The following is a 21,584-nucleotide window of genomic DNA, read 5'->3' as shown; positions in this document are numbered from 1 at the left end:
TATGGGAAAAACACTATTTGATAAACTTTGGGAACAACATGTGGTATCAGGCGTTGCAGGAGAACCGCAGCTACTTTACGTCAATCTTCATCTAATCCATGAAGTCACCTCGCCACAAGCCTTTGAAGGACTAAGAGAAGCAGGTCGAAAAGTCCGTCGACCAGATAGAACCTTTGGGACGATGGATCATAACGTACCAACACAAGATATTTTTAACATCACGGACTTGGTGGCAAAAAAACAAATCGAAGCCTTGCAGAAAAACTGTGAAGAATTCGGTGTAACGCTGTGTGATAACGGCAGTGACCGTCAAGGAATCGTGCATATGGTGGGCCCCGAAACAGGGTTGACACAACCAGGAAAAATCATCGTTTGTGGGGATTCACATACAGCAACTCACGGCGCATTTGGAGCCTTGGCATTCGGTATTGGAACCAGTGAAGTAGAACATGTTTTTGCCACACAATGCATTTGGCAAAATAAGCCAAAATCAATGGGTGTTAAAATTACTGGAAAACTAGCCAAAGGCGTGTATGCCAAAGATATTATTCTTGCCTTGATCGCAAAATATGGGGTTGATTTTGGTGTTGGACATGCGGTTGAATTTTACGGTGAAACGATTGAAAATCTAACGATGGAAGAACGCATGACCATCTGTAACATGGCCATCGAAGGCGGCGCAAAAATGGGGATGATGGCACCAGATGAAAAAACCTTTGAATACGTGCGTGGCAGAGAATATGCACCAGAAGATATGGAAGCGGCAATTGCTGATTGGAAAAAACTGCCAAGTGATCCAGACGCAACTTATGATGTGGATCTAGAATTGAACGCAGATGAACTGGTTCCCTTCATCACATGGGGCACGAATCCAGAAATGGGCATCCCAATCACCGGAACATTCCCAGAAATCAAAGATATGAACGACGAACGTGCCTATAACTATATGGATCTAAAACCAGGACAACGCCCATCAGATATCGAAATCGGCTACGTTTTTATTGGCTCATGTACCAACGGTCGACTATCTGATTTGGAAGAAGCGGCTCGTATCGTAAAAGGCAAAAAAGTCAAAGAAGGTATTACGGCAATCGTAGTCCCAGGCTCAAGGCCCGTTCGTAAAGCAGCCGAGAAAATCGGTTTGGATAAACTCTTCATTGAAGCTGGCTTTGAATGGCGTGAACCAGGCTGCTCTATGTGTCTAGGCATGAACCCAGACCAAGTACCAGCGGGTGTTCACTGCGCCTCAACCTCGAACCGAAACTTTGAAGGACGTCAAGGCAAAGGGGCAAGAACCCATCTTTGTAGCCCAGCAATGGCAGCAACAGCCGCAATCGAAGGAACATTTAGAGACATTAGAGAGGAGCTTGGTGCATAATGGAGGCATTTACACAACATACAGGAACTACGGTTCCACTAATGAACGACAATATCGATACCGATCAAATCATTCCAAAATCATTTCTAAAACGAATCGAAAAAACGGGCTTTGGCGAGTTTTTATTTGATGAATGGCGTTATTTGCCAGACCGTACACCAAATCCAGAATTTACCTTAAATGAACCACAATACAAAGACGCGACAATTCTGATTTCTGGTGATAACTTTGGTTCAGGTTCATCACGAGAGCATGCGGCTTGGGCATTGGATGATTATGGCTTTCGAGCAATTATTGCAGGAAGTTTCAGTGATATTTTTTATATGAATGCGACGAAAAATGGACTATTGCCAATTGTGTTGAAGCAAGAAGAATTGGATGCATTGGCTGGTCTTAAAGCAGATGAAATGATTACGATTGATTTACCTGCCCAACAAGTGGTGACACCTAATGGAACGTATTCTTTTGAAATTGATAGCACTTGGAAGCACAAATTGGTGAATGGGTTAGATGATATTGCTATTAGTTTGACACATGATGCTGAAATTGCGGCTTATGAAGCGAAGATTCCGGCTTATTGGCAATAGTAAAATAGTAAATAGTAAGAATGCTGCATCGATAACGGTTTTCGTTGCGGCTTTTTTCATTCGATCGTTAGGAGCGTGAACCCAATGGAATGGGATGCAAAAAAATATAATACGACACATGATTTTATTTTTAAATATGGCGCTGGATTGTTAGCGTTATTACCGAAAGAGCCTAAAAAAGTGTTGGATATTGGTTCTGGAACGGGAGCATTGACAAATCAAATTGCAGAACTCGGTCATAAAGTGACAGGGATCGATCAATCTGCAAATATGATCAATCAAGCAAAAGAAAGCTATCCTGATTTGAATTTTTTACAGGAAGATATCTTAAATCCCTCAGATCAAATTGGACTGTATGATATTGCTTTTTCAAATGCAGTGTTTCATTGGATCACTGATCAAGAGTTGTTAGTGAAAAATATCAGTGAGCATCTAAACGTAAATGGACAATTGATTTGTGAGTTTGGTGCAGTTGGGAATGTCCAGGCGATTAGAGAAGCATTTGGTCGTGAGTTAAAAACGTTTGGCCAACCTTTCGAAGAGCCATTTTGCTTTACGTCGATTACGGATTATCGGACTTTACTTAAAAAGCATTGTTTTGAGGTTGTAGAAATTTTAGAATATGATCGTCCAACACCGCTTAAAGGTGGGAGAGCTGGTTTGAGAGAGTGGATGGAACAGTTTTATACTGATGAATTAGGTGCATTATCTGGGGATCAGAAAGAGAAGCTGCTTGAGAATATGGAGCGGGATTTGGCGCCTAAATTGTGGAAAGAGGATCATTGGGAAGCCGACTATCGAAGGTTGAAAATAAAAGCTGTGAAAATCTAGAGATAACTACAATACTACTAAGTAGAAAAAGAAATTGCCATAAATAGTATATGCTAATTTGGATCAAGATTTCGATCAGAAATAGGATAATGTTGACTCAAGATAGCATAAAAACGCCGCAGTTTTGACCATAGATGTGATGGATTTGATAGAAATACAGAAGGGAACAAACGCACATCAAAAATAGGAAGCTTGGAAATAGTTATTTTCCAAACTTCCTATTTTTTTGCGGTTCATGTTTCTACACTTCGGGTTTTATGTGTGATTTTTGAAATATCTTGAAAGAATTAAGTTCAAGATATTTTTATTCTTTATTATATGTATTCAAAAGAGCGGAATTCATTACTTGTATTAGTATATTCTATTATTTTTAATTAGTCTAGTGTAAAAATATCTTTTTATTATCAAATTTTTCTGTTTTAAAAGAAAAAACTGATAATAATTAATTATTTTAGTGATTTATTACAGTTTAGAAAAGAGATATTTATAGGTATAATTCATTTTTAGCCGTCAAAAACCGTCAAATGTAAACTATTGAGGAGGAAAAAAATATGTCAAAAAGAGGCGAAAATATCTATAAAAGAAAGGATGGACGCTGGGAAGGTCGATACAGAAAAGGCCGAAATAAAGAGGGAAGAATTGTATACGGATATGTTTATGGAAAACAATATAATGAAGCAAAAGAAAAATTATCAAAAAAAAATTCAGACTATTCTATATACGGAGAAGCAACTGTACAAGAAGAAATGATGGTAGATGAATGGTTACACTATTGGCTGAATATTTTAATGAAAAATAGAATCAAACCGTCTACTTATTCAAATTATAGAGGGCGAATCAAACGACACCTTTCTCCATTTTTTAAAAACAAGCAGTTATCCGAGCTAGAAACAGCTGATATTGACAGGTTTATTTACTCGTTATACCTATCAGAACTTTCTTCCAACAGTATTCGCAGCATTATAAGTATGCTAAGAAGTGCTCTAAAAAAAGCTGTAAATGATAACAAAATTGCAAAAAATCCGTGCAGAGGAGTACGTTTACCCGCATTAACAAAAACGGAAATAAAAAGTTTAGATAGAAACCAACAGAAAAAATTGGAACAAATTGCTTTGTATAAAAAAGAGTGCTCTGCGGAAATTATAGCCTTGTACACAGGGATGAGAATTGGCGAAATCAGCGGATTAAAATGGGAAGACATCGATTTTATCAACAATAAAATTTTTGTGAAAAGAACAATTTCTAGAATACCTTCAGTAACTGAACCACACAAAACAGAGATCATCATGGGGAAACCCAAGTCCGTTAACGGAGAACGCGCAATCCCAATCTCTAAAAATCTAAAAAGATATTTAATGGAAAAAAAACAAAAGAGTACCAGTTTATTTGTCATTTCTTGTAAAAACAGTTTTACTGAACCGCGAATTATTAATTATCGTTTTAAAAAAATAGTAGAAGAATCAAAAATAGGCTCGGTTCATTTTCACGCATTGCGACATACATTTGCTACTAGATGTGTTGAATCAGGAATTGATATTGCGACATTGAGTAAAATTTTAGGACATGCATCAACCAAAATGACACTTGATATTTATACGGATTCCTTGTGGGAAACTAGACGTTCCGCAATGATGGTAATTGATAAACAGCTAAATTACGATGAGAAGCTACCTTTATAATGATAGAAGAGGCTGGGGCAGAAGCTTATTTCCGAAGGGATTGCTTCTGCTTCCACCGTTTATTCGTGTTTAGGGTGTGAAACAAAAGTGATGTTTACTTTTGTCTCACATCCATTTTTTTAGCCGTCAACGAAACCGTCAAATTATTTTAAGAAATGCACGATAATAGGCTAAATTAAAAGAATATCTTGAACTTAATTCTTTCAAGACAATCATTATTTCATTTTTACTAGTAGCGTGATAAGTACAAATATCTACTCAAAACGACTTTAATAGTAGCTTACTTTCGACTGTACACTACGAAAAGCTTTTAGTTATGACATAAATTTAGTAGGAGGTACCTGTGATGTACACTATCGGTATTTTTCGAGATCCGTCTCAACCTGTATTGGATTATACCAAAGATTTTGCGAGCTTAGGTCATGAGATCACATTTTTAAAAGTAGGACATGTAAGTTCAGAGCTAGGAAATGTAGATGCCGTTATTATTGAAGAATCAGTTGTAACAGATCTATCTTGTATTTGCAAAAATATCTTGGAATTAAGAATGAGATTAAATAAATTAATCTGGGTATTATTAATTGATAACAATGAAGAAGCAAAAACAAAAAAGAAAATATATTTACAACTGGGTGCAGATGGTGTCTCTACTCATGAAGAAGAATTTGCTTTGCAATTTTCAAATATCTTAAATCGAATTGAGAAAAAGGAATTCCCTACCAATGTGCAGACTGTATCATCGCCTGTACCACCACTAGAACTACTCCCTGAAAACCTAAGTGTTTTAAGGGAAGGAAAAGTCGAAATTAGCTTAACCAAATTAGAATTTAAAGTATTAGAACTACTTTTTAATAGGCACGATAAAGCATTAACCTATGAAGAAATATACCAACATATTTGGGCAAACGAAAGTGCGGAGAAAAAAGAGTATCGAGTAAGTAACATCATTTTCCATTTAAGAGGAAAAATTGAAGAAGATCCTACGACTCCGAAATTTATCAAAACGGTTCGAACGATTGGGTACAAATTGGCGTTAGATCAACAAGTAAACAACAGTAGTATGACTAACGCTTGAAGGAGGTGAAGAAACTAAGAACATTCTTTTAAACTAAGGGGCAGGAGGGGAAATGAATGAAATGATGAAAAAAAGAAAATTTCAATTAGTTGGAATGAGCATAGCCATTCTTTCGATCCTTATTTTAGCTATGTTTTCACAAATGTATTCTTCTTCAACTAAAATATTTGCCAAATCACCGATTTCGCTGACGGCTGTTGAAGATGAAATCTATACAAATGAATTCTTTCATTTAAAGATTTCCGATACAAGAGCAGAAAATGAACTGAAGCAGTCTGATGAAAGTAATTCGTCAACTAATTCCGGTGAACAGAAAAAAGAATGGCAAGTTCATCTACCTAAAGGGATACATTTTGACGAAGAAGAAGAAAGAGCCATGCTTTTGAAGGAAGACCCAAAAGCAGAATTCCCTGTTTTTAATTGGAATGAAGAAACACGGACGTTAACGATTACAGTAAAAAGTGATCAATCTTCCCTGGAATTAGCATTATTAGCAGACAAAAGTGGCGATTATTCACTGCAATTGTCTGATGAAGCAGGTAGCTTTACACAACAAGAGCTAAAACTTTCGGTAAAAGAATCAAAAAAGGCTACAGACAGTAGCCAAGATCTCGTTCAACCGAGGGCATTAAGCACTAGAGCTGCTGGTACAGCAGAAGTGACTGATTGGCAAAGTTTTGTTGAAGCAATCGCCGATAACACAGTGAATACCATTTCAGTACAAAATGATATTACACTGTCGGGGACGTTGAATAACTATAAGGATCTATTTAGTGTTAGTTCAGTTGATCTAGCCAGTGCGCAAAATGTTTATTTGTATATCAATAAAAATGCGACTGCACGCTCCCTGACAATTGATGGAAATGGACATAACTTTAATTTTGGTAACCTAGCGATCGGTTTTCTGGACCAATCAAGCTATGTATCAGGAAGTTCTGGAACCATTTTTGGCTATTGGGATTTAAAATTCCAAAACATTAACATGAGTTCCTCAAACTATTCTGGACCATTTTATATTTCATCGTATACGGCGACTGAAAGTGCCACGAATGGGTTAACGGGAACAAATCGAAGCAATGCGAATATTTCTTATGATACTGCTTCGGCTACCAATACGAGAAATGTGACAGACTTTTTAGGATACACGATTGGTCTAAATGACCCATGGGTAACGAATGTGGAACTGTTAAATGATATCTATACAAATGCCCCAACCTATTCATCTAGTTATTTTATTTATAGTCCGTATTTACGTTACTCTCAAAATGTGACCACAGCGACTTCGATTGGAATTGCTTCTGGTGGTGAGTCCCATATGTATTTCCAATTACAAGGAAATGCACGGACGGTTAAAGTCAACGGGAACAATTACACATTAGATTTTGGTTCGCTTTGTTTTTCGTTCCAAGCCTATAATAATTACGGTTCAAAAGCATGGGATATCCAATTTAGTAATATGACGGTTTATCATGGTAACTACTGGGGTGCGATGATTTTTAACAATGGTGCCAATGGCGGAAAAATGACTATGGATAATTACACTGGGTATGGAACACAGTTTTTAGAATCACAACAAACCACGTTAACACTAAAAAATAAAGTTCATTTGGAGCAACAACGTACGTGGACTTCAGTAAAAAAAGACGGCACAACGATCCGTACATGGAATGTAAATAACTATCAACAAGGAAGCTTAGCGATTTCTACAGCTGTTGTAGAAGATAATGCTGATGTTTACATTTCTTCTTTAGGTTCGAATGTATTGTATATGCCATCAGGCAGCTTTGCCATCGGTAAAAATGTCAAGCTTAAACTGGAACGTGGCAATCAAACAACCGCAGCCGAATACTACAATACCAACTTGAACATTTCAGGCGGGTCATTATCTGTAGGCGAAGGTTCCACCGTTGATATCTTAAATCATCATGCGACATTTGGTGGTGCGGTCTACCTAGGATCAGCTTCATCTGAGTTAAACATTGGGAAAGATGCGACGGTAAATATTCAAACAGATGCCTATACTGGAACGGGTAACAACAATATAAACTATAACCCAATCTATATGAATGGCGGGTCGATCAACGTTTCAGGGAACTTAAATGTTAAAGGGGTAAACATGGGGGCCAGCACAACGGATTTATTCTATGTTGCAAATAACTCAACCTTTATCGTTCAACCGAATGCTTCGTTTGATATTCAAAGCGATAGCACATCGATCACGCAATATTTATTGCGAATGGGTGGAGCGTCATCAACTTTTAAATTCTCAGATGCTAAACGCGTGAATCTTCAAAAAAATAGCGCATTAACTAGCGGTACATCTACCAATAATGGGTTGATTTGGTCTCAAGGAAACTTGGATGTGTCGGTTCAAAATGTCTTCCAATGGTCATTGAATAATGTGGCTGGTGGGGCTGATGGTGATAATGGGTACACATATGAGTACATTCCGATGAGTAATATGCGATTAGCTTATGGAAGTGGCTTTAATCCTACAATCACAGCATCTAATGCGATGACAAATGAAACGTTAACTAGATTTAACGCGAATTTTACAACGAGAGGACAACAACGAGTTCTCTTTACCCGAGTGCCAGATCCAAATATTGCGATTCATAGCATTGCAACCGATAATCGTGGCAATAATAGTTCGACCACTGTGTCTGGCTACGCGATTCCAAATGCCTATGTCCGCATTTGGGATGTACCAGTCAATAAGTCGATCACGGCAGCCTTTGATCCATCAACTGATAGCGTAAAATCACCTGTAGAAGATACGTCTACTCCAGCTGAATACCGTGCGAATTTTACAACGAAATCAGATGCGGCAGGGAATTGGTCCGTAACCGTACCAGCCGGGCATTATTTTACCGCTGGAAGTGTCATTCACGCCTACGGATTTGCGAATCTAAAAGCCGAAGAAGTGACACAAACAGTCTTGGATAAAACACCACCTACAGCTTCACCGGTGACCTATTACATGACAAAAGGGGATACGTTACCTGCACCAAAAGACATGGTGAAAGACGTTAGTGATACAAGTCCAGTCAATAATGGTTTTGATTATGCCTATACGGATCCTACTACGGCAGAAACAGCAGCAAATACGCCGGGAACACACACGGTACAGATCAATGTATCTGATAAGGCAGTTGATGCTGATGGAAATCCAGCACCGAATACCAAAGTCGTTGAGTCAACATTAGTTGTCTATGACCAGGCTTCAGGTGTTTCAGGCTCTGATTTTGAGGCATCTTATGTAGATATTCGAAATCTATCAGAAACAGAATTAAAGAATTATATCCTGCAACATAGCAAGCCAGAAGCCTATAAACTAGCAAATGGAACCAAAACAGATCTGACTCAATTTGTAACAGTAACGGACTTTGGTGGCTTAAATAATGTGAGCGAACTTCAACCAAAAGCATATCCTGTGACATTAACAGTAAAAGCAGCTGATTCAGGATTGCCTACAGACATTACAACGACGATTCAAGTGACAGTAGTTGATGTTGATGCCGTATTATCGGTTGAATTCTTGAATGAAGCAAATCAAGTATTATCTGGCTATACCGTTAAATTAAATACGCAAGTCGGGGACACGATTGACTTAACAAAAGAAGAGAGTGTCACCACACAACTTACGAATGTAACGAAAGCCGGGTATGATATTGCCGAACGACCAGCTAATGAAACAGCGGTGAAAATAAATAATACTGCACTAACCGTTCAATACAAAGTGCAAGGCGTATTGAGTTTGACCTCAGTACCAAGTGCGTTAGACTTTGGCTCACTAGCGTATAATGCAACAACGAAACGAGTAGAAGACCCAGAATTTGATCAGCAATTAGTGGTCACGGATACTCGGGCAGATGCCAAAAACGGTTGGAACTTAACGGCTACATTGACAACACCGATGAAAAACGATAGCGGTCAAGAATTAGTCAATGCTCTGCGTTATGTTACGAGCGGTAAGGAAACAATTTTAACTAATAATGCGCAGGTCGTTTACACCAATAGTAAAGGCACAGCAGGTAGTTTTGATGTCAGTGACAGTTGGGGGAAAGCAGCAAATACTGACGGGATAAAATTACAAATTAATTCATCTGATACCGTTTATACAGGAGATTATGTTGGCGTAATTACGTGGAAAGTCATGGCTGGACAACCATAAAGGAGAGTGGAAAATGAAACATAAAACAATAACATTAATCGTCTGCTCTCTGGTTGTATTGACCGGCATGTTTAGTTACTCAAACAGTTCAAGTGCGAATGAAGGAACAGGTGGGCAAGTCAATCGAGGCGGTAAGATTTCATTTTACGAAGAATCGACAGAACCGTCTGATTCCTCTACCAGTACTGAACCAAGTTCATCCACAACGACAACTCCGAGTACAACAGTGAAACCAGCTGGAAAAACACTTCCTAGTATGGGGGAGCTGCTAAAAAACTACGGCATTTTCGGTATAGGTATTCTATTCCTATTGCTATTGCTTCTCTTTTTACGAAAACGTAGAAAGGGGGAGCAAAAATGAAGTTAAAACAAGTCGGTATCTGGTCGTTATCAATCGCCAGTTTGTTTCTAGCCATTGAATCAGGCATCATTGCACAAGCTGCCCCTGAGACGCTTGATCAATCAGGTTCAGTCAGCATCAAAGGAAGCGTGGTAACCAATCCTGTTGACCCTGAAAATCCAGAGAATGTTGTTGATCCGGGGGAGAGCCCTTCAACTGAAGGGTCACTTCGTATTGATTACGTTTCTGCTCTTGATTTTGGTGAAAGCAAGATTTCTAAAAATGGACGTGATTATCACGCTCTTGCGCAACAGTTCTTTGGTGAAACTGGTCCTAGAGGGAGCTACATTCAAATTACCGATCAACAAGCAGATTCGTCCGGTTGGACCCTACAAGTCAAACAAAACTATCAGTTTACGAATCCTATTATTCAAGAAACGAATGAGCAGGATTTAAAAGGTGCGGTTCTTTCACTAGATAAAGGCTGGGCAAATTCCAGCGGTACGAGTGAAGCGCCTACCGTGATGCGAGAAACGATTGCTTTAAATTCGATTGGTTCAGCCTATGAAGTCGCAACTGCCAGAGCAGGCAGCGGTAAAGGTGTTTGGACTATTGCATTTGGCGCATCAGATACCAATTCTAGCAAGCAACCTGCAACACTGACACCCGTAGTAGATCAAGCGGGAAAACCAGTGATAGACAGTCATTATAGTAAACCAGTGTATAGCAATTCAGCGATTACACTAAGCATACCGGAAACAACAAAAATTCATCCGGTAGAATACCAAACGGAGATAACTTGGATTTTAGCCAAGTTGCCTTAATAAATAACACACAAACAATTAGGAGGAACATCAATATGAAAGCAAAAAGTCTTTGTGCATCAACATTAGTAGCAATTTTAGGAGTAACAGTTCTAGGAGCGGCAACACCTGCATTCGCAGCACCAACTGAATTAACGTCAGAAGGTACAGTAAAAGTGACAGAAGGAACTGCCGGTGGTGGCGAATCTGAAACAGTCGATCCAGAAAATCCTGGTGAAGTTTTACCAACGCCAGATCCAGAATCTCCAGATGAAAACACAAACACAGAACAAGGGTCATTAGTTATTGAAAAAACAACTGATTTGGATTTTGGTTCTGTTAAAACATCTGCCAACACTGTAACAAGCTATGCAAAACCAATGACATTTAACGGTGGAACAACAAAACGTGGTGCTTATGTACAATGGGCTGACGTTCGTGCCGGAGGCGTTTTCGGATATACAATCACAGCACAATTAACAAAACAATTCACATCAGGAACAAACGTATTATCTGGTTCAACAATTGACTTCAGCAACGGACTTGCTGCAGCGCAAGGAGATAACACAAATGCTGTCCCTTCAAACGTTCAAACTGGTTTCCAATTAACAGAAGCGGCGAACGATGCAAAAACAGTCGTTGTAGCTGATAAAGATAAAAAAGAAGGAAAAGGCCGTCACGTCTTAGAATTTGGTCAAAGTTCAACATCACAAAACGGAACACCAGGAACAGATGCAGAATCTGTAAAATTAACAATTCCTGCAGCAACTGCTTCAAACATGGCTGTAGCGGATTACACTGCTACTGTAACTTGGAAAATTACTGCTGCACCTACTGCAGAAGAAACACCAGAAGAAACGCCAGAAGCATAAGCAAGATCTTCGATTTTTGCAGAGGAACGAGTTTAACTTGTTCCTCTGTGTACATAGAAAATATACTTTAGAATAAACGAGGTTAGTTATGAAATCACATATAGGATCTATAAAACAATGGGTAAGTATCTTTTTGAGCATCGTGGTTATTGGGCTCTTCTTTTTAAAAGCAGTTCCTAGTTATTCTGCTGATAAGAATCCAGCAGGTGTTACAGGGTTTACGTACAGTATTACGTTTCCAGATAATCAAGTAAAAAAAGATTTAGGCTACTTTAAATTAAAAATGGACCCAGGTAAAAATCAACAGATTTCTATCACATTAAGCAATCCTGGTACTGAAAAAGTGACAATCGATGTTAAATTGAATGGGGCAAAGACGAACCAAAACGGTGTGATTGAATACGGTGAATCAACAATTAAAAACGATCCATCCGTACAATTTGATTTTACCGATATTGTCACTGGACCAGAATCAGTTGAGCTAGCACCAGGAGAAACTAAAAATCTTGATTTGACCATTCAAATGCCAGAAACAAGCTTTGATGGGGTGATTGCTGGTGGTATCCAGTTGATGAGAGCAGATCAAAATGGCACCACTTCTAATGAAGGCGGCTCAAAAATCATTAACCAATATGCCTATGTGATTGGTGTTGTACTACAAGAATCAGAAAAAGCTATTGCCCCAGACTTAGAATTGAACAGTGTGAAAGCTGGCCAAAGCAATTATCGTAATGCTATTTTTGTGAATTACTCTAATGTGATGGCAGCGTATTTAGATAATATGACTGTTGAAGTTCAAATCACAGAGAAAGGGAAAGAGACTGTTTTATATGAACGTAAACAAACCGCAATGAGAATGGCACCAAATTCCTTTATTGACTTTCCTGTCAGTATGAACGGTGAGCGGATGGTTGCAGGAGATTATGTAGCGAACATTCTCGTGACCTCTGGCGATAAAAAATGGAAATGGACCAAAGACTTCAACATTTCAGATAAAGATGCGAACAAATTCAACGAGCGAGATGTTGGTTTAGTGCAAGAAAAAGGGCTGGACTGGAAATTGATCGCCCTAATCGTTGTTGGTATTTTAGCCTTAATTATCCTAATTTTCGTCATTATTCGCATACGTAATAAGAAAAAACAAGAAAAAGAATTAGCCTTAAAAAAAGAACGTAAAAAGAAGAAACAACAAGGGTCATCTAATGGAAAAAGCAGTAAGAAAAAGGATTAGGAAAGTATAGGAGCTGTAGTGTATGTCTGTTTTAGATTGGATTTTCATCATAGGGATAGCACTGTCAATTGTTGCGCTCCTAGGGTCAGGCTATTTTTTAGTACAGTTTTTTCATAAACGTAGACTGCTAAAAAAACTTCCAAATAAGAAATTTAAAAATAAAAAGAAAAATAGAAAAATCGCACGAAAAAAACGACAGTTGATAAACCAGAAAAAAAAGAGCATACGCTTATTTTGGGTAATGTCATTTGTGACAGTTGTTTTAGCTGGTGGCATCTCGTATCTTTCTTATTATCAGTCGATGAATCTCACAACAGGAGATTCAGATTCTGTTGTGAAAGGCTATTACCTACTGCGAGACTTTGAAGACCAACTGATTGTGGCACGGGATAAAAGCGACGACGAAGAAAAATTGCAAAAAAATATTCGCTACTTAGCGACCTCTATGGCAAGCTACGGAACAAAAAAAGCAAGTGACATCAATTCCGAAGAAGGACAAATCACTTTGAATCGTTATTATAATTCGATCAAACAATTAGGAATGAATGCAAGTACACAAACAAAAAACTTTTTCGGAAACCAAGCGTTAGTGGACAGTTTTTTAGCAGACATCAAGAAAGCACAAGACTATGAAAAACAAACATTTGATTATTACAAAGTGAATGAATCCGCCTTTAAAGAAGAAAAGTAATCTGAGTGAGTGATTTCTTATGGAGAAAAAACCAAAGCACACAATCAAACAGAAAAAAAAGCCAACAACCAAACGAAAAAAACGTCCTTCCCAAAATGTACCTGTAAAAAACACGAAAAAGAAAAAAAGACCAAACCTTATTAAAAAGTCTAAACGAAAAAAACAACGTGTTAGAAGCTATCTTAAAGAACTGATCATGGCCATAAGTTTGGGTGTCGCGTTAATGCTTTTCATCACTTCCTTTTTCCTGACCATCGCGACGGTCCGTGGTTTTAGCATGATTCCGACGTTACGCGAAAAAGATCAAGTACTTGTTCAAAAAACAACGAACCTCAAACGCTTTGATTTAGTTGCCTTTAAAAGTGGCAATGGGAACACGCAAATTAGACGAATCATTGGTCTGCCAGAAGAAAAAATTGCGTACAAGGACGATACACTTTTCGTGAATGACCAGCCAGTAGACGAAAAATTTATTATGGATGAAATCAATGAAAGCCAACGCAATGGTAAAAATTATACAGAAGATTTCACGAATCGAACGTTGACCTCTGCTGTTGCGATTCCTGAGGGATACTACTTAGTTTTAGGAGATAATCGACCGTATGCGACCGATAGTCGGCATTATGGTTTGATTGCAAAAGAGAATGTGATTGGGAAAGTTACGATGCAACTTTTGCCGTTTGGTGAGATGAAGAGTTTTTAGAGTAGAAATATAGTACAAAAAGGATGGAGATGTTCCATCCTTTTTTGTACTATATTCAAAGTTAGCGAAGATGAACTAAAGGCTGTCTAAAACAACACCTTTCCCATCGTTAGTGATATTTTCTGGTAGTATAATTTGATCCATATAAAAACCCCCTTTATATTTAAGTACGCAAAGGAGGAAAAAAAATCTTATTTGATGAAATCACTGTTGTCAGAGTGAGTAATTCTCCAAAAAACATAAAATGAGTATATCGAGTACGCTATCAAAACTACAAAAAATAGTTTGCTTAGATTTATCATAGAATTTCCTAAATCATAATTGATAGAAAATTCTTTTTGCAGTTTAAACTTTTCTTCCATTGTTAATGTTTCAGGGTCTTGAATAGGTAAAAAATTCAGTGTCAGAAAAGTTCCAACAACTTTCAAAACTATAAATAGACAACTAAGTGTAATGATTAGCAACTTATTATATTTTATGAAACTCACTCCTGTCTTATCTTATCTTGACATAGATCTTACTATTTCAATTTTATAAGGTTTTATATATCCACGAGATTGCATAGCATAGCAATAGTTATTCCCAAAACCGACAGCAAAATGATTACTATATCCATTTGGTTCCCAAGCAAAATCAAATATATCAGTTACTTTTACAGTAGTAAAGTAATTTCCATTTGCTTGTCGTTTATAGGACACTGTATAAGACACACCTCGTAAAGCTGTGAGTAAATGTCCACTTGTGAACGTATGTGACCCTGTGAAAGATCCTGAAGCTCTGCCTCCTCGGAAAGCTTCAGCTTTTAAACGACCGTAGTAAGAGCGCATTAAGTCTTCACTGTCTACCATTTTAGCCCAAGTATCATTCGTATTGTAATACGTTGCTGGTGTATATGCTGAGTTGACTCTGTTTGCTGGAACAATAGCACGTCTCATATAATTAGCAGTCTGCCAATGCCCTCTCCGTTCTACCAGTTTAATTCCGGCAGCGTATGCTCCTAAAGCGATATCATAAGGTGTTGCAACTAAAGCTCTAGACGTTCGAGGTAAGTTGCTATCCAAAGATGAGTCAACATTTTCCTCAGCAAATTCAAGCTGATTTTCTAATTTTTCATCTTGATTATAATCGTATTTTTTTAGCTCAACTAGAACTGAATTTAAAAACGAATTGAAATTTTCACTAGAATCATTTTCGGAAGGTACCTCATAATACATATCAATAGTACTATTAATGTAATCTGAATTTGCAGGTTCCGCTGAGGTGAGTTCCTCAATCAGATTAGTATTATTCTCACTAATTTCATATTTCTCTTGAGCCTCAACCTTTGTAGTAAATCCAAAACAAACGAATAATGAAATTCCCCATAAAACTTTTTTCATACTATTCTAATTCTCTTTTCATTTATTATTTAAAGTATATTATATTGTTCTTTTAGTGTCAATATTCATTTTAGTTGTAATCATTTGTATAGTGTTGATTTGATAATACAGACATTTACTATTAGGAGTTGTAAATACATGATAGTTGATTTCTTTATTTCAGAAAAAAGGAGAAATAACCGAGAATTGATAACCATACTGACATACTTATAAAATTTTAGAGAATATTTTCAAGTTAAGGGGTGAGAAGCTAAAATGTGGAAACGATATGTTGCCGTATATAATGGTGAAGTAGGAAAAAAGAGCATATTTTTGGATCAATTTAAAAACTAAAAAAAGAACACATAATTAAGTTGAAAAATGTATTTCATAATTCCCTTTTAAGCAAGCAAACTAAACATTTGAAAATCATATATTTACATTGAGTTGTTTAAGAATTACAATTAAGTATATATACTATTATAAAAACTAAGTCGTTAGACGTTTACTTTTTAATTATAGGAGGAAAAAACGATGCCAAAGGATATAAACAGTAATGCCGCAGTAGCACAAGCTGTCGCTACTTCTATAGCATCATCGGTGAGTTCTCTAAATCAAGAGACAACGATCACAAAAGATGCCCAAACGACCGTTGCAGGCAATAGCAATGCGCAACAAGCAATCACGCAACTAACGACCTTTAATACTTCACTTGTCCAAGCCATTACCCAAGCAAGTAACAATATCCGGTCAGTGGCAGCTGAATTCGAAGCAGTTGATCAACAAATCGCTCAAATGCAGTATAACCAAATGCTTCCTTAAACTGAAAGGAGGAATAAAGTATGTCCAATCTTGAAGAAATCAACCAGCAAAAAATCCAACTCGAACGCGAACAAGAAAAACTCGAAGATCTAAAACGTGACCTCAACCAAACAGAAGAACACTACGAAGAATATTTTTTCTATCAAAAGCAATTATTCAATGAATTACAAGAAGAATTTGCCCAAAGCCAGACAGATATGTTGTATCAAGATATGGCCGAGCAAATCAACTGGCAAAGCCGAGGGGTTCAAGAGTTTTTAGAAGAGCAACAGCAAGAACTAAAAAAACAAACAAGAGCATTAGAAGATCAACAAGAAGACTTACATTGGCAAGAAATAAAAACAAAAGAAGAAAGGTCGGAAAAGCATGAGTATTGATATGTACCTCGGTCAAGCGAGAAGCCAAGCTTCCAGTGTTAAAAGTGCGTGTAGCCAATTAGCACAAGGCTATACGTCGTTGATGCAAAGCAATCAACAGTTTATGAGTGCAGGCGAACTATCAAGTAAAGGCTATGACTCTGCCAAGGAATTCTTTGCGGCAGTGATCCAACCTTTAGTTCAAGGTGCCGAAGTAGGCGCAGACATGACAGCAGAAGCTTGTCAAAAATTTGTGGATCAATATACATCTGAGGTTGATAGTATTGATTTGAAGTCAGATGACTTAGAAAGACGAATCCGACAAATCAATACATCGATCCTGAATATGGAGAGTATTAATCGAGGCTTGCCAAAGCTTCCGACAGGAACGAATCCATTGGAACAAGCCAACCGGCGGATTATTGAATCGTTAGAGACGACAAAACGTGATTTAGAGCAGAAGTTAGAGAAATTAATGACGTTTAATGGGACATCGCCTGCTATTTTTGATGGAGTGAATAGTTTTTATTCGACGTTGTCGCAAGGATTACAGCAGGCGAATAGTGGGTTTAATCCTGCGACTGGGACGTTTTCGGTTCCGAAAGGGAAAGCGTTGGATTGGACGAATTCTGTGAAATCAGCTGTGAGAAAGAGAAATGAGAGAGAGCTAGATAAAATTGTTAAGAAAATACCTAATTTAAGTGCTGCGGATTATCATACAATTGGGCAAGCTCGAAAAGATGATCCTAATGTAAAAATACCTAAAGAGATTGGTGAATTTTTCAAAGAAAATGGTATAGATTATGCAATAGGTGCAGCACAAGATACAGTTTTATCATTCTTTGAAGACTATTTATCGAAAGATTTAGGAATTATTATAAGCTCTACAGTTAGTTCATATTTCACTAGAGGGGTAGGTTATGCTAGTACAAGTTTAGCGGCAGCATCTGGTTTTGCTGCTACGAGTATGTTACAAGGAGTAGCAACAGTAGCAGGTCCAGTTATTGGGTTTACTTCAGATATTCTAGATGGTAAATCTGTGGGACAAGCAATTTCGCACACCGCAGTTACAACAGGATTTGGAATACAAATAGCATCTGGCGTAACTTTTTGGTCGACAGTTGCTTTAGGTGTGACTCCAGTAGGTTGGGCGGCTATTGGTATAGCTGTTACCAGTGGTGTGGTCGCAAATATAGTATATGATACTAATTTTCTTGGTATTAAAGATTTAGCCGATGATTGGGCTAAAGGTTTTGATGAGCAGTTGAGTAAAGCTAAAAAAGGTTTAGATCAAGTTGGACAATCTATTTCGAATGGTTGGGATAATGTTGTATCTTTTTTTGGAGGTTAGTTGAATGAGAATAGATAATTCTAAAATAAGTCGCTACAAGCTAGCAATTCTCAATGAAAAAAGATATCTCATAGATATGGATACAAACAAATTACTTTGGTTCTTTCCTATGATTATCTGGTTAAGTAAACTACAAGCGGTAGAAATAACTAAGGACCAGTATAATCTTCTAAAACGTGATAGTAAATATTCAGCATCAACAGGTATAAACATTGCAGCTATTGGTTTAGGTGGTGTGGTATATAGTTTTCTTAAAGGGGTAATCGATATTGTCTTTCAAACAGCAACAGTTAGTTCTTTGATAATTTCCTTTTTAGTTATTGTGATGATAGCTTTTATCTTGAGATATATCGTATCTTTAGTGAACGTGTATCAATTAAAAAAATACGAAATAACTCAAAAATCAGTGGGATATATCCAATTAGCTGAAAAGAATCCATACTACAAAAAAATTTGTTTGCAATCTATGTTCATTTTTCTAGGAGTCTATTTTTTGCTATTGTATTTGTATCTTGCTTATCTAGAGGCAGTAGTTTTAGTGATATTACTAATTCTTTCGTTTGCCTTGTTTTTCCTTAATACTCTCGTTGTTAAACCCTACAATGATATGCCGTATAAATATATAGAATATGGTAAATAGAAATGAAAGTAGAAGATACATCAATATCTCGCTTTAAATTAGCAACGATCAATAAAAAGGATAAGTATTTAATTGATTTAGACTCGCACAAATCAACTTGGTTGATTCCAATGTCTACGTGGTATGTTGCTAACAACGCTACAAAAATTAGTGAAGACCAATATATTACGCTTAAAAAAGTTCATAAAAACAAAGCAGGCGCTTCAATATGGTCCTTTTCTGGGTCTATGCTAGGTGGCGTAATTTATGCTTTTATGAAAGGATTAGAAAGTATATTTTTTGAAGCAACAACGATGAATCTTATGGTTTTAGCTTTTCTAATCGCTTTTTTCTGTAGCTTTATTTTTAGATATATACGATCTGTAGTTAATCTTAATAAGTTGAAAAAAATTTTTAATGAGGAAACAACTCTAAAATTAGATCATCTGATTGTTTTAAAGAAGGATAATACTTTTTATAAAAAACGTTGTGTAACTGGAACGATTATTTTGATAGCAATCTTAGTTTTTCTGTTGTCCTTATTGATCCAGGCTAAATCCTTAACAGTTATACCAGTCATATTCATCTATTTAGTGTTTGTGTCATTTTTAAACACGTCAATAGTAAAACCTATGGAAAATATGGAATATAGTTATAAACCTGAGAAATAACATTAAAATGCCAAGGTTCAAGTGAAAAGGAGTGAAAATTATGTTAACAATCGGTAGTATCGTTTACTTAAAAGAAGGTAGTCAAAAAATTATGGTTTTAAACAGAGGTCCCGTTGTAAATGAAAATGACAAAAATGTTTTGTATGATTATAGTGGTTGCAGATATCCAAGCGGTTTAAATCCTAATGAAGTGCTTTATTTTAATCAAGAAAATGTTGATTCTATTTTGTTCAATGGTTATACAGATGAGGAAGAAGAACGGTTTGAACAATTGTATACTGAATGGCTAAATGGTGAAGGAAAGTTGATTGAGAGAGGGATTGTAAGTAAACCTCTTGGATAATATTGAAAAAATTTAAGATGCAGTAAGCTGTCAATAACTATTCAGTTATTGACTCTTATTCTATGTTAGTAATAAAAAACTATAACTAAACGAACGATTGGATGTGATAAAACTGGAGTTTACCACTGCAAAACCTCTTTATAATAACCATCGCTATAATGTAATACATTCTCAATCAAACTACTATCTAATTGACAAAGATAGTTCATTCTTAGGTTATTTCTTTTTCGGATTAAATTGGCTAATGCCACAAAAAGCGTACATCTTAAATAAAAGCCAAGCTGACGATTTGCTAATTCATCGAGTTGAAGCTAAAAATAGAAAAGTGTTAAGCAGTATTTTAATAGTGCTAATGATTTTAATTTTTAATATAGTATTACCCAAGTTATTAACTCTTTTTTATGCTTCAACAAGTATAGAAAATAGCCAACTTATTGAAGTTGGAAATACAGTTATGATGATTCCATCAAGTCGTTACATATTTATGCTGTTACTTATAACACTATTTCCAGCTTTGATAATTCGAGTATTTTGGTCTTTTCAATCAAAGAAATCCATGCTGAAAATAATTAAATATGAAGGATTGTCTGTTACTAAAATTAAGGTGAGACCAGTTTCGTTAGTTGATACTTTAAAAAAATTAGGTGTGTACTTTATGTTTCTATCATTAGTGATTATAGCGGGATTTCTTCTTGTGATAACGGAAGGCTATTGGATTATTTCTTTATGTTTTGTGATGTTGTTTTTATTATTTCTATTAACCAATCATCTATCAATAAATAGAGGGAAATACAAAATATATCAAAAGAGATAACAGTTCAATAGTCATTGATGGACATATTTGTCGCACTTAGAGAATGTTTTCGAGTTAAGGGGTGAGGAGCTAAAATGTGGAAACGATATGTTGCTGTATATAATGGTGAAGCAGGGGGAAAGAGTATATTTTTAGATACAGTAACAAAAAAATTAGTAGTAGTTGAAATTGAGATGACTTCTTATAGATCGACGATATTTTCAGGATTTTTAGGAGTGACTATTTATTATGTATTTGGACATGTACTTTTTAACTTTTCTTTGAGTCCTGTTACTTTAATAGCACTAATTTTAGTTATTGGTTGTTTAGGTGGTACTTTCTTTAATCTGTTAATAAATAAGATTGCTAATAGTGATAAAAATAAGTTGAATTATTTAACTGACGTTAGCGAAAATGAACTAAAAGCGTATCTTGTTAAAGGAAGAAAACAAATGGGGAAGAATTTTCTACTGATCATTTTTCTTTTTGTTATGGTAGTACTCTCGTTGCTTCCAATTTATTTTAAGGAATATTCGCTATTGTTGCTTCTTGCTTCAATTTTTTTCACGACGCTGTTCATATTTTTTATAGGTATTGTTTCACCAGCTAAGAGGATAAAGGCTTATAGATATATTGAGAAAAACAAAATAACTCTTTTTTATAATAGAAGTGAGATGTGAATTTACGAGAGTTTACTAATAGGCAGTATAGGATATTATGCTTGTTTGCAAATTGAAGGGAAAAAGACTAAGAAATCATTTAACCATAAAGATAAGGAGAAGTTTTTCAGAAAAATTGAATAATCTTTGCTTGATACTAAATATCCTAAGCTTAATTATTTTAGAGGGTAATTTGTTGTTAATTTGAAATGAATCTATTACAAAAAAATGAATTACAACAAAAATGT

The 21,584-nt window shown here is 36.3% G+C and carries 21 protein-coding genes; 20 read left to right on the top strand and 1 reads right to left on the bottom strand.

All coding sequences use genetic code 11. From position 1 onward, the window contains the following. The first annotated feature begins 1 nt into the window (after position 1). The 12 genes from leuC (at position 2) to lepB (ending at position 14,364) form a co-directional block, all read left to right on the top strand. Entirely contained in the window at positions 2-1,378 is a 1,377-nt protein-coding gene (gene leuC, locus IGJ34_RS10415) for a 3-isopropylmalate dehydratase large subunit (protein WP_206849980.1), read from the top strand. Then, positions 1,378-1,965 (top strand): 3-isopropylmalate dehydratase small subunit, encoded by a 588-nt coding sequence (gene leuD / locus IGJ34_RS10410; protein ID WP_069655246.1) that lies wholly within the window; start codon positions 1,378-1,380, stop codon positions 1,963-1,965. The genes leuC and leuD overlap by 1 nt, the downstream gene beginning before the upstream one ends. 84 nt (positions 1,966-2,049) lie before the next feature. Further along, on the top strand, positions 2,050-2,796 hold the full coding sequence (locus tag IGJ34_RS10405; RefSeq protein ID WP_206849981.1) for a class I SAM-dependent methyltransferase: 747 nt from the start codon (positions 2,050-2,052) through the stop codon (positions 2,794-2,796). A gap of 551 nt (positions 2,797-3,347) precedes the next feature. After that, on the top strand, positions 3,348-4,475 hold the full coding sequence (locus IGJ34_RS10400) for a tyrosine-type recombinase/integrase (protein ID WP_430597412.1): 1,128 nt from the start codon (positions 3,348-3,350) through the stop codon (positions 4,473-4,475). A 346-nt stretch (positions 4,476-4,821) separates the two neighbouring features. After that, a complete protein-coding gene (locus IGJ34_RS10395; RefSeq protein WP_206848103.1) occupies positions 4,822-5,550 on the top strand; it encodes a winged helix-turn-helix domain-containing protein in 729 nt (242 codons plus the stop codon). A 52-nt stretch (positions 5,551-5,602) separates the two neighbouring features. Then, positions 5,603-9,724, top strand: a complete 4,122-nt coding sequence (locus tag IGJ34_RS10390; RefSeq protein WP_430597411.1) for a pectate lyase-like adhesive domain-containing protein — start codon at positions 5,603-5,605, stop codon at positions 9,722-9,724. Positions 9,725-9,737: 13 nt separating this feature from the next. Continuing rightward, positions 9,738-10,085, top strand: a complete 348-nt coding sequence (locus IGJ34_RS10385; protein ID WP_430597410.1) for a hypothetical protein — start codon at positions 9,738-9,740, stop codon at positions 10,083-10,085. Then, on the top strand, positions 10,082-10,888 hold the full coding sequence (locus tag IGJ34_RS10380) for a WxL domain-containing protein (protein ID WP_206834072.1): 807 nt from the start codon (positions 10,082-10,084) through the stop codon (positions 10,886-10,888). The genes IGJ34_RS10385 and IGJ34_RS10380 overlap by 4 nt, the downstream gene beginning before the upstream one ends. 35 nt (positions 10,889-10,923) lie before the next feature. Beyond that, positions 10,924-11,739 (top strand): WxL domain-containing protein, encoded by an 816-nt coding sequence (locus tag IGJ34_RS10375; protein WP_206834071.1) that lies wholly within the window; start codon positions 10,924-10,926, stop codon positions 11,737-11,739. 88 nt (positions 11,740-11,827) lie between these two features. Continuing rightward, positions 11,828-12,970, top strand: a complete 1,143-nt coding sequence (locus tag IGJ34_RS10370) for a DUF916 and DUF3324 domain-containing protein (RefSeq protein WP_206834070.1) — start codon at positions 11,828-11,830, stop codon at positions 12,968-12,970. A gap of 22 nt (positions 12,971-12,992) precedes the next feature. After that, entirely contained in the window at positions 12,993-13,661 is a 669-nt protein-coding gene (locus IGJ34_RS10365) for a hypothetical protein (RefSeq protein WP_206848107.1), read from the top strand. A 19-nt stretch (positions 13,662-13,680) separates the two neighbouring features. Beyond that, on the top strand, positions 13,681-14,364 hold the full coding sequence (gene lepB, locus IGJ34_RS10360) for a signal peptidase I (RefSeq protein ID WP_430597409.1): 684 nt from the start codon (positions 13,681-13,683) through the stop codon (positions 14,362-14,364). 500 nt (positions 14,365-14,864) lie between these two features. Here lepB and IGJ34_RS10355 read toward each other — a convergent pair whose 3' ends face one another. Then, positions 14,865-15,743 (bottom strand): hypothetical protein, encoded by an 879-nt coding sequence (locus IGJ34_RS10355; RefSeq protein WP_430597408.1) that lies wholly within the window; start codon positions 15,741-15,743, stop codon positions 14,865-14,867. Between the two features lie 513 nt (positions 15,744-16,256). On the opposite strand from IGJ34_RS10355, the gene IGJ34_RS10350 reads away from it, so the two are divergent. The 8 genes from IGJ34_RS10350 to IGJ34_RS10315 all read left to right on the top strand — a co-directional run bounded on the left by IGJ34_RS10350 (position 16,257) and on the right by IGJ34_RS10315 (position 21,357). Beyond that, positions 16,257-16,544: a TIGR04197 family type VII secretion effector gene (locus IGJ34_RS10350; protein WP_430597407.1), complete on the top strand. Its 288-nt coding sequence runs from the start codon at positions 16,257-16,259 to the stop codon at positions 16,542-16,544. A 20-nt stretch (positions 16,545-16,564) separates the two neighbouring features. Further along, the gene (locus IGJ34_RS10345; RefSeq protein WP_429950638.1) at positions 16,565-16,921 is read left to right on the top strand and encodes a DUF3958 family protein; all 357 of its coding nucleotides are present in this window, start codon (positions 16,565-16,567) and stop codon (positions 16,919-16,921) included. Beyond that, a complete protein-coding gene (locus IGJ34_RS10340; protein WP_430597406.1) occupies positions 16,911-18,251 on the top strand; it encodes a hypothetical protein in 1,341 nt (446 codons plus the stop codon). Before IGJ34_RS10345 ends, IGJ34_RS10340 begins: the two co-directional genes overlap by 11 nt. Before the next feature lie 4 nt (positions 18,252-18,255). After that, positions 18,256-18,891 (top strand): DUF443 family protein, encoded by a 636-nt coding sequence (locus IGJ34_RS10335; RefSeq protein ID WP_430597405.1) that lies wholly within the window; start codon positions 18,256-18,258, stop codon positions 18,889-18,891. A 2-nt stretch (positions 18,892-18,893) separates the two neighbouring features. Beyond that, positions 18,894-19,541, top strand: a complete 648-nt coding sequence (locus IGJ34_RS10330; protein WP_071878299.1) for a DUF443 family protein — start codon at positions 18,894-18,896, stop codon at positions 19,539-19,541. Between the two features lie 40 nt (positions 19,542-19,581). Beyond that, the gene (locus IGJ34_RS10325) at positions 19,582-19,884 is read left to right on the top strand and encodes a DUF4176 domain-containing protein (protein ID WP_430597404.1); all 303 of its coding nucleotides are present in this window, start codon (positions 19,582-19,584) and stop codon (positions 19,882-19,884) included. Positions 19,885-19,987: 103 nt separating this feature from the next. Beyond that, positions 19,988-20,698 (top strand): DUF443 family protein, encoded by a 711-nt coding sequence (locus tag IGJ34_RS10320; RefSeq protein WP_430597403.1) that lies wholly within the window; start codon positions 19,988-19,990, stop codon positions 20,696-20,698. Positions 20,699-20,772: 74 nt separating this feature from the next. Beyond that, on the top strand, positions 20,773-21,357 hold the full coding sequence (locus tag IGJ34_RS10315; RefSeq protein WP_430597402.1) for a hypothetical protein: 585 nt from the start codon (positions 20,773-20,775) through the stop codon (positions 21,355-21,357). Positions 21,358-21,584: the final 227 nt, after the last annotated feature.

It is taken from the genome of Enterococcus sp. AZ177, from assembly GCF_050544585.1.
Classification (GTDB): domain Bacteria; phylum Bacillota; class Bacilli; order Lactobacillales; family Enterococcaceae; genus Enterococcus_L; species Enterococcus_L plantarum.
Note: the sequence above shows the minus strand (reverse complement) of the source record. Positions and strands in the feature narration are given on the sequence as shown.

Bases quoted from the DNA above. Each gene is read 5' to 3' on its own strand.
- leuC (WP_206849980.1), top strand. From the start codon at position 2: ATGGGAAAAACACTATTTGATAAACTTTGGGAACAACATGTGGTATCA.
- leuD (WP_069655246.1), top strand. From the start codon at position 1,378: ATGGAGGCATTTACACAACATACAGGAACTACGGTTCCACTAATGAAC.
- IGJ34_RS10405 (WP_206849981.1), top strand. From the start codon at position 2,050: ATGGAATGGGATGCAAAAAAATATAATACGACACATGATTTTATTTTT.
- IGJ34_RS10400 (WP_430597412.1), top strand. From the start codon at position 3,348: ATGTCAAAAAGAGGCGAAAATATCTATAAAAGAAAGGATGGACGCTGG.
- IGJ34_RS10395 (WP_206848103.1), top strand. From the start codon at position 4,822: ATGTACACTATCGGTATTTTTCGAGATCCGTCTCAACCTGTATTGGAT.
- IGJ34_RS10390 (WP_430597411.1), top strand. From the start codon at position 5,603: ATGAATGAAATGATGAAAAAAAGAAAATTTCAATTAGTTGGAATGAGC.
- IGJ34_RS10385 (WP_430597410.1), top strand. From the start codon at position 9,738: ATGAAACATAAAACAATAACATTAATCGTCTGCTCTCTGGTTGTATTG.
- IGJ34_RS10380 (WP_206834072.1), top strand. From the start codon at position 10,082: ATGAAGTTAAAACAAGTCGGTATCTGGTCGTTATCAATCGCCAGTTTG.
- IGJ34_RS10375 (WP_206834071.1), top strand. From the start codon at position 10,924: ATGAAAGCAAAAAGTCTTTGTGCATCAACATTAGTAGCAATTTTAGGA.
- IGJ34_RS10370 (WP_206834070.1), top strand. From the start codon at position 11,828: ATGAAATCACATATAGGATCTATAAAACAATGGGTAAGTATCTTTTTG.
- IGJ34_RS10365 (WP_206848107.1), top strand. From the start codon at position 12,993: ATGTCTGTTTTAGATTGGATTTTCATCATAGGGATAGCACTGTCAATT.
- lepB (WP_430597409.1), top strand. From the start codon at position 13,681: ATGGAGAAAAAACCAAAGCACACAATCAAACAGAAAAAAAAGCCAACA.
- IGJ34_RS10355 (WP_430597408.1), bottom strand. From the start codon at position 15,743: ATGAAAAAAGTTTTATGGGGAATTTCATTATTCGTTTGTTTTGGATTT.
- IGJ34_RS10350 (WP_430597407.1), top strand. From the start codon at position 16,257: ATGCCAAAGGATATAAACAGTAATGCCGCAGTAGCACAAGCTGTCGCT.
- IGJ34_RS10345 (WP_429950638.1), top strand. From the start codon at position 16,565: ATGTCCAATCTTGAAGAAATCAACCAGCAAAAAATCCAACTCGAACGC.
- IGJ34_RS10340 (WP_430597406.1), top strand. From the start codon at position 16,911: ATGAGTATTGATATGTACCTCGGTCAAGCGAGAAGCCAAGCTTCCAGT.
- IGJ34_RS10335 (WP_430597405.1), top strand. From the start codon at position 18,256: ATGAGAATAGATAATTCTAAAATAAGTCGCTACAAGCTAGCAATTCTC.
- IGJ34_RS10330 (WP_071878299.1), top strand. From the start codon at position 18,894: ATGAAAGTAGAAGATACATCAATATCTCGCTTTAAATTAGCAACGATC.
- IGJ34_RS10325 (WP_430597404.1), top strand. From the start codon at position 19,582: ATGTTAACAATCGGTAGTATCGTTTACTTAAAAGAAGGTAGTCAAAAA.
- IGJ34_RS10315 (WP_430597402.1), top strand. From the start codon at position 20,773: ATGTGGAAACGATATGTTGCTGTATATAATGGTGAAGCAGGGGGAAAG.